This window comes from Staphylococcus sp. 2S1 (assembly GCF_046721335.1).
Lineage (GTDB): Bacteria > Bacillota > Bacilli > Staphylococcales > Staphylococcaceae > Staphylococcus > Staphylococcus equorum_A.
The window spans coordinates 439,274-453,029 of sequence record NZ_JBEUUJ010000003.1 but is presented as its reverse complement, the minus strand read 5'-3'; the positions used below and the strand labels follow the sequence as shown (position 1 = coordinate 453,029).

General features: G+C 32.7%; 8 protein-coding genes and 3 pseudogenes. All 11 read left to right on the top strand.

Annotated features, from left to right (window positions below):
* Positions 1-289 precede the first annotated feature (289 nt).
* Positions 290-1,688 (top strand): annotated as a pseudogene (locus ABLV90_RS02610) (MFS transporter).
* Between the two features lie 288 nt (positions 1,689-1,976).
* On the top strand, positions 1,977-3,524 hold the full coding sequence (locus ABLV90_RS02605) for a hypothetical protein (protein WP_460872089.1): 1,548 nt from the start codon (positions 1,977-1,979) through the stop codon (positions 3,522-3,524).
* A gap of 51 nt (positions 3,525-3,575) precedes the next feature.
* Complete coding sequence (locus ABLV90_RS02600) at positions 3,576-4,742, top strand: ABC transporter permease (RefSeq protein ID WP_427706093.1); 1,167 nt, start codon at positions 3,576-3,578, stop codon at positions 4,740-4,742.
* The gene (locus ABLV90_RS02595; protein ID WP_427706095.1) at positions 4,739-5,662 is read left to right on the top strand and encodes an ABC transporter permease; all 924 of its coding nucleotides are present in this window, start codon (positions 4,739-4,741) and stop codon (positions 5,660-5,662) included. Before ABLV90_RS02600 ends, ABLV90_RS02595 begins: the two co-directional genes overlap by 4 nt.
* A 10-nt stretch (positions 5,663-5,672) precedes the next feature.
* Positions 5,673-6,339: pseudogene (locus ABLV90_RS02590) on the top strand (ABC transporter ATP-binding protein).
* A gap of 205 nt (positions 6,340-6,544) precedes the next feature.
* Positions 6,545-6,844: a hypothetical protein gene (locus ABLV90_RS02585; protein ID WP_460872088.1), complete on the top strand. Its 300-nt coding sequence runs from the start codon at positions 6,545-6,547 to the stop codon at positions 6,842-6,844.
* Positions 6,807-7,889, top strand: a complete 1,083-nt coding sequence (locus ABLV90_RS02580; protein ID WP_460872087.1) for a gluconate:H+ symporter — start codon at positions 6,807-6,809, stop codon at positions 7,887-7,889. The genes ABLV90_RS02585 and ABLV90_RS02580 overlap by 38 nt, the downstream gene beginning before the upstream one ends.
* Positions 7,890-8,965: 1,076 nt before the next feature.
* Positions 8,966-10,160 (top strand): annotated as a pseudogene (gene rocD, locus ABLV90_RS02575) (ornithine--oxo-acid transaminase).
* A gap of 40 nt (positions 10,161-10,200) precedes the next feature.
* On the top strand, positions 10,201-11,232 hold the full coding sequence (gene argC, locus ABLV90_RS02570; protein ID WP_460872086.1) for an N-acetyl-gamma-glutamyl-phosphate reductase: 1,032 nt from the start codon (positions 10,201-10,203) through the stop codon (positions 11,230-11,232).
* A 22-nt stretch (positions 11,233-11,254) separates the two neighbouring features.
* Positions 11,255-12,493 (top strand): bifunctional glutamate N-acetyltransferase/amino-acid acetyltransferase ArgJ, encoded by a 1,239-nt coding sequence (gene argJ, locus ABLV90_RS02565; protein WP_460872085.1) that lies wholly within the window; start codon positions 11,255-11,257, stop codon positions 12,491-12,493.
* Positions 12,494-12,505: 12 nt separating this feature from the next.
* A complete protein-coding gene (gene argB / locus ABLV90_RS02560) occupies positions 12,506-13,267 on the top strand; it encodes an acetylglutamate kinase (protein ID WP_460872084.1) in 762 nt (253 codons plus the stop codon).
* The last annotated feature ends 489 nt before the right edge of the window (positions 13,268-13,756 follow it).

The following is a 13,756-nucleotide window of genomic DNA, read 5'->3' as shown; positions in this document are numbered from 1 at the left end:
TAATTTAAGAATGATTTTTGAGTTGTAAAAAGTATTTATATAACATAATGTGATTTAAAATGAATTAATTTTATCTAATTGATCTTATTTTTTAATCCATGAAGTCCAATGCTATGGTAATTATAATAAATATAGAGAATAAAGTAGGGTGCTGTATCGTTTTGATATATAAGTATTTATGCATTTTAAACGCAAAATACATGGAACATTAAATTTAAATTGTTTAAAAATTTGTGCACAGGTTATGTTATGTTATATTGATAGACAAAAATTAAGGGGTGTTTTTTTTGTGAAGTTTAAAAAAGAAAAAGTTAATAGGGTAGATTCCGATCAAGCTAAAAAAAGTGTGGTTGCCACAGGTATTGGTAACGCAATTGAGTGGTTTGACTTCGGGCTATATGCGCAATTAGCGGTAGTTATAAGTGCCAATTTCTTTGGTAATTTACCGCAAGAGATGCAAATTGTATCTACATTTGCTGTATTTGCTTTTGCATTTATAGTACGACCGATTGGTGGTATCTTCTTCAGTCATATAGGGGATAAATATGGACGGAAAGTTGTATTATCATCAACAATATTACTTATGGCGGCTTCAACATTGATGCTTGGGTTACTACCAACGCAAGATCAAATCGGTATATGGGCGCCAATTCTATTACTTGTAGTACGTATGATTCAGTCATTTTCAACTGGTGGAGAGTACGCTGGTGCGATGACGTACATAGCAGAATCATCACCAGATAAAGCACGTGGTAAGTTAGGTAGTGGACTAGAAATTGGTACACTCGCGGGTAGTATTATGGCGGCAGTTCTAGCTGGTCTTATGTATGCATTGTTAAGCGATCAACAAATGGCAGACTGGGGTTGGAGAATTCCATTTATCCTTGCTGCGCCATTAGGTATTGTAGGTATCTTCTTGCGTACAGGATTAGACGAAAGTCCTGCTTATGAATCGACATTAGAAGAACAAGAAGAATTAGAATATTCTTATTTAGATATATTTAAATATTATTGGAAAGATATCATCGTTTGTTTCGTCGGTGTAGCATTCTTAAATGTGGCTAACTACATGGTGCTATCCTTTATGCCATCGTACTTAAACTCAACCATTAACTTAGGGGGCACCATGAGTTCTATACTGAGTACAGTCACGATGTTAGTAATGATACCAACCGTATTTTTCTTTGGTTGGTACAGTGATAAAGTTGGTAATAAGAAGACGATTTTATTTGGTTTAATTGGCTTTAGTTTATTCTCTGTGCTTGCTTTCTGGCTCATGAGTATTCCAATGATACCAGTCGTTATCTTAGGATTATTTATCATCGCACTATTCATGTCTACATTTGAAGGCGTAATGCCATCAGTGTTACCAAGTATGTTCCATACAAAAGTGAGATTACGTACCTTGTCACTTGTTTATAATATCGGTGCTCGCAATATTTGGTGGTTTGACACCATTTATTCTATCAATGTTAGTACAAACGACAGGTCAAGAAATTTCACCTTCATATTATTTGATGTTTATTAACGTCATCGGACTTATTATTTTCTTAACAATGTTTAAATCAACATCAAATAAATCATTGAGAGGAAATTATCCAAACGTTGAAAACCAAGAAGATTATGAAGACGTCATTCAAAATCCTAAAGATGCACTTTGGTGGGAAGATGAAGTTAAAAAAGATTAATAAAGTGAATTATAAGAATTAAATAATTTCGAAAGGACGCAATGCTTATTCATGGGCATTGCGTCTTTTTTATGTGATGAATCTATAAGAGTGATTTGTAATAATTTGTACAATCGTTAATTAAGCACAATATATTGCACTTAATTAAATAATATCATTGGTATAAAAAGTATAAATATATAATTTAAAAATATGTAAAAAATTATAAAAATTATCAAATTAATTAATTAATATTATAAGTTTTGTGATATTATAAAAGAAATAAAAGTTTATGGGAGGTTGGACGATATGTCAAAGACAGTGAAGATTGTCATAGCAGTCGTTATTGGGGTGTTACTCGTTGTTGGGATAGGTGGTGCGACTACTTATTATTTCATGAAAAATTCACCGAAGAACACATATTTATTAAGTGAGCAAGAAACCGCTAAGCAAATGCAAGAATACGCTGAGGACCGTTTTGAAAATGAATTTAAATTTCAAGACAAAATGAAAGATGAGTCATATTTAATTAGTTTAGATGCAAGTGCAGATGTACCAGAGAAATTACTTAAATCATCTGATATACCAAAATCTGCAATAGATGCTTCTGGGTTAGGATTTAAAATGGGACATGATCCAGAGAACGAAAAGTCAGTACTAGCATTAAACCCTACTGTAGCCGACAATGAAATTGGGGAGTTTCAATGGGCAGCAGATAAGGACAATCAATATTACTCAGCACCAATTTTAGATGATGTTTACAAAGCTAAAAATGATGAACTCGTAGATGTTTATGAAAAATTAACGGGTGAAACAGTGGATAGTTCATCAACTAGTTCGTCAAGCAGTTTTTCAAGTAGTTCATCAAGTATGAACAGCAACAATTCAGCAATCACGAATGATACATTGAATTTAAATTCTCTATTATCTGGTACACAAATTTCACAAGAAAAAGTTGAGAAAATTAGTGAACGCTATAGTGAATTAATTATCGATAAACTTGATGATGATAATTTTGAAAAAGAAGACGATAAGATCGATGTGGATGGCGAAGAGAAAGATACGAATAAAGTAACAATGAATATTAGCAAAGCTGAAACGAAATCAATTTTGACAGCAGTTTTAGAAAAAGCTAAAGAAGATAAAGATATTAAAGGCATTGCAGAAGACCAATTTAATGCTGAAGAATATGATGATTCAATTGATGAAGCTTTAGAAGAAGTGAAAGATGCTGATAAAGATGAATTCCCAAGTATTAAATCTGTAATATGGGAAGATGATAATCAAATTCTTAAACGTGATTTAAGATTGAAAGATAACAGCGGTGCTGAAATTAAATTAGAGGGTACAAGTCTAATCGAGGATGACAAGTTAGTTATGGATTATAACGTATCTGCTGATGAGGCTAAGATTTCGCTTAAAGGTGAGTCAACAAAAGATGATGATAAGTATGAAGATAAATATACTTTAGGTTTTGATGATGGTATTAAAGAATCAGATATCAAAGTTACAAATAAAGAAACAGTGGACGGTAACAAACGTACTGATAAAGGCGATGTCGAAATCAGTGCAAACTACGATGAAACTACAATTGAATATGAAAATAAATTAGAGACTGATGTGAAGAATAATTCACAGAAACAAGATCTCGACATTACTACAGAAGTTCAATATGAACCTGTTACAGTTAACATCAAAGGCGAAACTAAACTTAAAGAAGACATTAAGTTTGATAAAGCCGGTGCGAAAGACTTAAATACAATGTCTAAAAGTGACTTCAGTAAATTACAAAAAGAAATTTCTGATAATGCTGGAGACATCTTGAAAGATGTTGTGAAAGATCTTGAAGATAAATAAGCATTGCAAGAATTTAAACTAAACTAAAATATTAATGAAAGGAGTGGTTAAATGAGAACATTACAATTGTTTCGCATTTACCACTCTTTTTTATTGAAAAAATGGCATTTATTTTTATATTTAGTGTTAATTATCATTGGTTTGTTTTCAACCTTACTTGTCATACAACAATTTAATCAAGATGATTCCAAATTTAGAATTGGTGTTGTAGATCGCGATCAATCGACAGAAACTGCATTAATACTTAAATCGATGGGCGATGGGACAAACTTAGGCAAAGATATTAGTATCAAGCGCTATAATAAACACGAAGCACACCAATTGTTAAAAGCTCAGAAGTTAGAAGGATACTATGTGTTTGAAAAAGGAATGACTAAGTCATTTTATAAAAATGGTAACTTGCCTATTTCAGTTTATACATATGATAAACAATCGACTAAAAGTTTAGTTATTAATCAATTAACAGGTTCAGTGTACAATCGACTCATGTTGTCTATGGGTGGGGGACTCGCTTATACATCACTTGCAGAGGATGCAGGAAAAGAAGACACGATGCTTTTATTAACAGACTTATTGTTTACAGGGTTAAATCGTACAGGTGGATTTGATTATAAACCTGTACAAATATACGATACTGCGAGCTATTATGTGATAACCGGCTATTTAGCGTCTATTTTTATCTTCGCTTTATCATTATTTTCAATTTTAAAAATGAATCAAGTAACAGCACTGAAATCTAGGTTAAGTATGTATCATTTTTCATTTGAGAAACTGACGCTTATTCGAAGTTTATTTACATTATTTTATACAAGTATCTGGGCTGTAGTTGGCTTGTTTTGGATGCTCAATGTATTGCCGAATGATTTTGAAAGCTACAATTGGTCTACTGTAGTGATTCAACTCATATATTATATCTTGATGTTGATAATCTGGCTGACGATTATTGATTTAATATCATCTAAATGGATGAATTATATTTTGAAAAGTATATTCAGCATTATCATATTGTTACTATCAGGTCTAATCATACCTACTATATATTTCAAGCATTTATTCAATGGTATTTTCACGGTACAACCATTTAGTTTTGTAACAAATCAAATGTTGGAAATCATATTAAATAATTACATTTTAGAAACGCCGCTCATGTTTTATATTAGCTTTCTATTATCATTTGTTGTATTAATATTTGTCATTGTTGGGAGGTATCGTAAATGATTCAACCTTACCTTTTTATCGTAATTGTAAAACAGTGGAAACAATACGTGTTACTAGCGCTACTATTATTATGTACCTTATTAGCGGTGTGGGGCGTATATAAGACACTCAATCAATCGTTTCAAATACCAGTGGCAGTCCAAGATCAAGAACGTTCGTCAGCATCTAAAAATTTGATTGAAGCTATAGATGGCAATGAATTTGTGCAAGTAGAGCATGTGCCGCTTGAGGAAGCATACATTGAGGAACGCGTTACTAGAAAAGAAGCGGTAGTCAGTTTGCAAATACCAGAAAATTATAGTGACAAGTTGCATAGTAATCATTTAAAAGATGCACTAACCCTATATGGCAGAGATGACTTTATTGGAGATATTACGTTAGAAATGATTAGTCGTTCTTTGTATGAACAGCAAATACCTAATATAGTGAAGTCGCACTTAGAAGATAATGATCAAGATACTTCGTTAAAAGCAGTTAATAGAAAATTAAATCAAGAAACACCAGAATCAAAGATTGCGCATTATGTTATTAATCACAGTTCTAATACTTCTATATCATTAAGTATTGTCTTTGCAATTTTATTATGCGTCAGCAGTGTTCAAATTGTGTTACATCAAAGATTGAAACAAAATGGTGCGCTGGCAAGACTGTTTATGTTCCGCTATAGTCGCCTTAAATTGTTTGGCACATATGTTATTGCACATACTATGATATTAATGGTTTTATTAAGTGTGACAGCAGTCGTGTTTCAGCAAAATTTATCGTTGATGTTTTATGTGAAATCGCTATGGGTTATTTTAATTTATGAATTAGGCGTAGCTTGGCTATTATTTAAAGTAAATACATTAAGTCATAGACTATTTATGACACTTATATATGCACTGGTGATGGGTTTAATTTATATCTTCATACAATTATAGGAGTGATAAGATGATAGAATTACAAAATATCAAAAAACATTACCGTAGTAAAAGCATCTTTGAATCGCTAGATATGACATTTGAAGATAAACAGTTAACTATTTTACTTGGTGAAAATGGGGCTGGAAAATCCACTTTGTTAAGAATGGTTTCAGGATTAGAGGAAGCGGATTATGGCAATATTACTTACTTTGGTGACCAAGTTGCAAAAAAGCAACTTCAAGATATGATCGGTTATGTACCTCAAGATATTGCGTTATTTGAACACATGACAGTAAATGAAAATATCAATTGCTTTAAGGCATTATGCAAAAATCCTATAACCGAAGACACGATAAACCAGTATGCTTCCCAACTTCATTTAACAGATAGAACAGTTGCTGTGTCGAAACTATCAGTGTGGCACGAAAAGAAAAGTGAATGTATTAATAGGACTTTTAAGCAACCCGCAAATATTAATATTAGATGAACCAACTGTAGGTATAGATTTGAAATCAAGATATGATATTCATAGCTTGCTCAATAAAATGAAAGCACAATGTCTGATTATATTAACCACACATCATTTAGACGAAGTAGAAGCGTTAGCAGATCGCATTAAAGTGATCGGCACTGATCCGTTCTATAGAGATATTCTGAAAGATAAGCAATGGCATTTTGATACGTATCATAAATAAAATTAAAAAGCATATCCGTTATTGTTATAAAGCGACTTATATACAGTGACGGGTATGCTTTTATTTTTATATTAATATGTTGAATACCTTTTGAGAAATTAAATTAAATGCAATTTTTAAATAACAACGTTGTTATTTTTAATTAAATCTATTATAATTAGGAATTGTGAATTCGCTTTCATAAGTTATTAAGGGATGGGAGGACATGAAATTGTCATTTTTAAGCGAACATCTACCACTCATTTCACTCGTAATAGGGGTTGCCTTACTATTATTCTTAAATATTAAGCTCAAAATCAATAGTATTCTAGCACTCATTTTTTCAGCAATAGTGGTTGGTTTTATAAACGGGATGAAACCTGTTGCAATATTAGACACGATTAAAGAAGGATTAGGATCAACGTTAGGAAGTCTTGCACTTATTATTGGATTTGGTGCAGTACTCGGTAAATTAATGGTGGATTCAGGTGCGAGCACAACGCATTGCATCAACACTTATAAATAAATTTGGTGCTAAACATGTGCATTGGGCATTAATTATTGTAGGTGCTGTATTTGGGATTTCTGTATTTTATGAAGTGGCATTTATGATTTTAGCACCATTAGTAATTAGTATTGCTGTGGAAGCAAAAACACCATTTATGAAGTTAGCTATTACTATGGTTGTCGCCACGACACTATCTCATAGTATATTCCCACCTCAAGCAGGGCCAACTGCACTTGTAGATGCTTACAATGCAGATATGGGTATGGTTTATATATTAGGCATTATTGTCTTTGTACCTAGTGTAATTATGGCTGGTGTTGTATTGCCTAAGTTTATGAAGAAAATGGATTACCCAGTACCTCCGTTATTAAAAAAGAACAAGGTTTTTTCTGAAAGTGAAATGCCAAGTTTTGGAATGAGTTTATTTATACCACTTATTCCTGCTATTTTAATTTCTATTTCAACAATTCTAAGTTTATTTATAACTGAAGATACATTATTACATGAAGCTGTGACATTTATAGGAAGTGCAGAAATCAGTCTTATTATTGCTATTTTAACTGCTATTGTTATCTTCGGTCTTAGAAAAGGTAAAAATATGGATGACATGATGAAGACATTTGAAACTGGCTTGAAAGGTGTTGCAACGATTATATTCATAGTCGGTGCAGGTGGTGCGTTCAAAGAAGTTATATTAGAAGCTAATGTTGGGAACTATATAGCAGACATTATGAAAGATACTAATATTTCACCACTTATCATGGCTTGGCTCATTACAGCGTTAATTCGTATTGCTACTGGGCAAGGTGTAGTTTCAGCGATTACTGCAGCAGGTATTGTAGGACCACTGATCCCTACATTTAACGTAAGTCCAGTGCTTATGGTTCTTGCTACTGCGGTAGGTAGTAATACCATTACACACGTAAATGATGCTTCATTTTGGCTATTTAAAGAATACTTTAATATTTCAATAAAAGACACTTTTAAAACATGGGGCGTCTTATTATTGACGACATCAATTACTGGATTAATTGTTGTTCTAATACTAGATTTATTTATGTAATCACCTTACTAAAAGCATAATTATATATTTGAGTAACATCATAAAAAGCAGTATCTGAATGGATTAAACACAATTCCTTGTAGATACTGCTTCATTTGTGTATAAATACAATAAAAAAGTAAAATAAGGGTAAATTTGTGATTTGAAAGGCGATGAATTGGCTGAAAGTGTTGGTGTTACAACGTTTGAAGGCCATTAAGCGTAAAAGTGATATTTAATGTGAATATACTTTTAATGAATAAATGAGTAACATCGTAAAATGACACGCTATGGACTTTATCTATAGGACTGAAGGCGAATGAATTGTGCCATATCTTTATACATTAAGTAAGCCTAATTTGTATAAAGATACTTTTATATACAGTTATTACCGATTGAAAAGTCGATTTGACTTGAGTTTTTATATGCGTATAATAACTTCGTATACAAGAGTTTGTATAAAAAGTGCATTCGCCTTGTTTTGAACGTAAAATAAATTAGCAAGCACGCAAATAAAATGGTAGCAGTTTATGAATTATTTTATACTTTGTAAGCGTTGCTTTCTTATTGTTAACAAGTAACGTTAAATATTGTATTAACGAGATTTATTCCCCGCATGATTTCATATCTAATTATTAAAATTTGATACAGCATTTTACGGCGAAGTTTATCTTTTTAAATGTACTAAGCAAATCAATAAAGATTAAAGCTAAAATTTACGTAAAAAACATAATTCTAAAATAGTAAATGAAAAATCTTAGATAGTGATAATTAATATTAAGCAAACTAAGTGAAAAGTAAACTTAGTTTGCCTTTTTATGAAAATAATAGAGCGGTACTACCATGAAATAATTACATAACAAATTTTTTACAAGCCAACAGGCACCAAGTCATACAACATATATACATTCTGTAGTTTGACATCGCAGTATTTAAAGAAATGTTAAATCTGTATATAATTTGTAAAAAGGCTTTAAAACAATCGTTTATTTAATTATTATTTTAATTAGTCTTTGACTAATTGTAAAATTACGTGTATGATTTATGGATATTAATTCAAAATTTAGAATATTTATAGAAAAGGGATGAGGGTTTCGATGAATGATTTATTTGCACTAACAGATCAATACAGTTCGAACAATTATAGCCCACTTAAACTGGCTTTAACGAAAGGTCTAGGTGCTAAAGTTTGGGATGTTGAAGATAATAGCTACATTGATTGTATTTCAGGTTTTTCAGTCGTCAATCAAGGGCATTGTCATCCGAAAATTATAAAAGCATTTCAAGAGCAAAGCGAAAAAATAACTATGGTGTCACGTGCATTATATAGCGACAATTTAGGCAAATGGGAAGAGAAAATATGTTCCCTTGCCAATAAGGAAAAAGTGTTGCCTATGAATACAGGCACTGAAGCCATTGAAACGGCAATTAAGATTGCACGTAAATGGGGATCTGATGTTAAAGGTATAGCGGAAAACCAAGGCGAAATTATTGCAATGAATGGTAATTTCCATGGTCGTACACTAGGTGCCTTATCGCTATCTTCGCAAGAAAGTTATAAAAAAGGTTTTGGACCTTTGCTAGATAATATGCAATATATGGATTTCGGAGATATCACTCGCTTGAAATCACTCATTAACGAAAATACAACAGCAATTGTACTTGAGCCAATCCAAGGTGAAGGTGGCGTCAACGTACCGCCAGATTATTTCATCCAAGAGGTTCGAAACTTATGTGATGAACATAACGTTCTATTTATTGCAGATGAAATACAAGTTGGTCTTGGTAGAACAGGTAAGATGTTTGCAATGGAATGGGAAGGTGTAGAACCAGATATCTACTTATTAGGTAAGTCACTTGGTGGTGGTCTTTATCCGATCTCAGCAGTGTTAGCTAATGATGACGTGATGAAAGTACTTACACCTGGCACACATGGTTCGACATTTGGAGGTAATCCACTTGCATGTGCAGTATCAATGGCAGCATTAGATGTGTTAATTGATGAAAACTTAATCGAACGTTCTGCTGAACAAGGACAAAAATTACTTAACCATTTACAGCTGATAGACAGCAACATCATAAAAGATGTGAGAGGCAGAGGATTATTTATCGGCATTGAATTAACTGAACCAAGCACAATCTTATTGTCAAGAGATGATTGAACAAGGTGTGCTATGTAAAGAAACACAAGGAAATATTATTAGACTTGCACCACCACTTGTTATTGAAGATGAAGACATTGATAAAGTTATAAAAGTAATAACAGAAGTTTTAGAAAAAAGTAACGCATAACACTTAAAAAAGTTCGAATATTCAGAAAGGAATGAACGTCATGATAGAAGTTGGGATAGTAGGAGGAAGTGGTTATGGTGCGGTCGAATTAATTCGATTATTACAGCACCATCCAGATGTAAAAATTAAATATATCTTTTCACATTCTAAAGCGGATGAACCAATAAAAGAAACATTTCCTCACTTAACTCATTTAACGCATCGCTACGAGGCTTTAGACACTGAAACAGTTGACTGTGATGTGATGTTCTTTGCTACACCTTCAAATGTAAGTAAACATATAGCGCCTGATTTGGTAGAGAAAAATATAAAAGTCATCGATTTATCAGGTGATTTCAGATTAACTAATAGAGATGTCTATCAACAGTTTTATGGTGAAGCGACTGCGACACAACAACAATTAGATGATGCAAATTATAGTATTGCAGAATGGTCTGAAGTAGATCAAAACAATACACAACTTGTAGCTAATCCAGGTTGTTTTCCTACTGCTACATTATTAGCGTTACATCCGTTAATAGATCAAAAAATAATTCAACAAGACTCAATTATTATAGATGCCAAAACAGGTGTTTCAGGGGCCGGAAGGTCACTGGCACAACACGTCCATTACGCTGAAATGAATGAGAACTTGAGTGCTTATGCGATTGGTAAACATAAGCATAAGCCTGAAATAGAACAGTATATCTCGCATTTAGCAGATGAAGATATCAAAGTAGTATTTACCCCACATTTAGTACCAATGACACGTGGCATACTTTCTACGATATATGTGAAGTTAAACAAGCAAACTACTAGCGAAGATTTACATGCAACTTTCAAGCAATATTATGATAGTAAACCCTTTGTACGCATTAGAGATTTAGGTAATTACCCTAAAACTAAAGAAGTATATGGTAGTAATTACTGTGATATTGGTATGTATGTTGACGAAGAAACACAAACAGCAGTGATTGTCTCTGTTATTGATAACTTAGTCAAAGGTGCAAGTGGCCAAGCGATACAAAATTTAAACTTAATGTATGGATTAAATGAAGCAACAGGGTTAATACAACTACCTGTATATCCGTAATATAAAAGAAAGGTGAGATGGGATGAAAGATATTGAAACGTTAGATACACTCAACCAATTGAAAATAGATTTACAAGGTGATGTAAGTTCTCCATTAGGTTTTATAGTCGGAGGCATGCATGTTGGATTAAGAAGAAAGAAAAAAGACTTTGGATGGATATACTCTACGACAGCAACTGCAGCAGCAGGTACTTATACACTGAACCGTTTTAAAGCGACGCCGTTAAAAGTTACTGAAGAAACGATTAAAAATAATCAATCGTTACAAGCCATTGTAGTGAATTCAGCAAATGCTAATTCATGTACTGGTGAAAAAGGTATTCAAGATGCCAAAGACACTCAAGCATGGGTAGCAGAGCATTTGAATTTATCCAAAGAGAGCGTAGGCGTTGCATCTACGGGCGTTATAGGATCGTTTTTACCTATGGATAAGATACAACATGGTACACAAAATGTCTTAAAAGAACAATATAATCAAAGCGAGTTTTTCAATCAAGCGATTTTAACAACGGATACATTTACTAAACATTTATCTGTGCAAGTTGAAATTGATGATATAACTGTAACAATTGGAGGAACAGCTAAAGGTTCAGGCATGATTCATCCGAATATGGCAACAATGCTGTCATTTATTACGACAGATGCCAAAATTGATGCGGACACGCTAGACAATTGTTTGAAACAAACGATTGATAACTCTTTTAATATGATTACAGTTGATGGAGATTCTAGTACAAACGATATGGTGCTTGGCTTAGCAAATGGACAAGCGAACCATAATAAACTCGATACGTTACACCCTGATTGGGAAAAGTTTGAATATGCATTAAATTTCGTGAGTCAGTATCTTGCTAAATCAATAGCTAAAGATGGTGAAGGTGCAACGAAATTAGTTACGGCTAAAGTTAAAGGTGCAAATGATGTTGCAGAAGCAAGAAAAATTGCTAAAAGTATTGTATCATCAAGCCTTGTGAAAACAGCAATTCATGGCGAAGATGCCAACTTTGGAAGAATCGTTACAGCAATGGGCTATGCTTCTGAAGACATAGAACCAAGTCAGACGAATGTTTCTTTATGTAATGTGCCTGTTGTTGAAGAAGGCATGTCAGTTGAATTTGATGAGTTACATTTAAAAAAACAATTAGAAGCAGATAACATTTATATTGAAGCATCAGTCGGTAATGGTGAAGGCGCAGCTTCGGCATATGGTTGTGACCTATCATATGAATATGTACGTATCAATGCTTCATATAGAACCTAAGGAGTGTGACCAATGAGCTATATTGTAATTAAAATAGGTGGCGACACTCTGACAAATCTACATGATTCAACAATAGAAGACATTGCACTTTTAAGACAACAAGGATTTAAACCCATTATTGTACACGGCGGTGGACCTTTTATTAATGAAGCTTTGGAGCAACAAGGCGTGTCTACACAATTTAAAGATGGTTTGAGAGTAACAACGCGTGAAGTACTTGCAGTGACAAGTCAGACATTAATTGGATCAGTGAATCCAACGCTTGTTAGCAAAATTAATAAATCAGATATTCAAAGTATTGGTATAAATGGCGTAGATGCAAAATTATTTGATGTCATCCCATTAGACGATAAATATGGTTATGTCGGTGAACCTACAGATGTCGATACTTCTGTACTTGCTTCGTTAACAGAACAATTTGTACCAGTCATTGCATCTATAGGTCAACATAGAAGTACAGGGCAATTGTATAACATTAATGCAGATACATTAGCATATAAAATCGCACAATTTTTACAGGCGCCAATTTATCTATTAAGTGATATTCCTGGCGTCATCATTGATAAAAAAGTGCAAGCTACACTGAATGCTGAACGTATCAATCACTATATTGATCAAGCGTCAATATATGGTGGTATGATTCCTAAAGTTCAAGATGCGATTCAAGCGATTGAATCAGGCTGTGAAAAAGTAGTCATTGTCGCAGGTAATGAATCACATATTATTAAGAAATTACAAAGTGGTCAAAACGTTGGTACAACCATCCAACAATAGTACGACCAATCATATATTTAAAAAAAGGCTAACTATTTATTAACAATAAATAGTTAGTCTTTTTTAGCTTGGGAATCACCTCAAATCACTGCAATTTTTAAAAATACAAGTTCAATCATTCATTACAATGCTATATAATCGCCTATTATCCTCAGTTTCCCTAAATAAACCAAATACATCCATGAGTCTCAAATATCTTCTCAAAAGACCTCTATATCCCTTGAGGTGTTAATACCATATTTATCCTCGTCAATTATAAAATTTAAGCTAGCGTGATAATTATTTTTCTTATCAATTCTCACACCAAAGCTATCATAATCAAATGAATAATAAATATCATTTAAGTTATAATAATTTAAAATGAAATTGTAGGACAATTAAAAAAGTTTAAAATTATTTGTAAAACTGCTAAGATATGTGGCTCTAGGTTTCAAAGATTTAAATCATACTAAATATCTCGGAATTATTAAATAATAGGTTGAATATTCA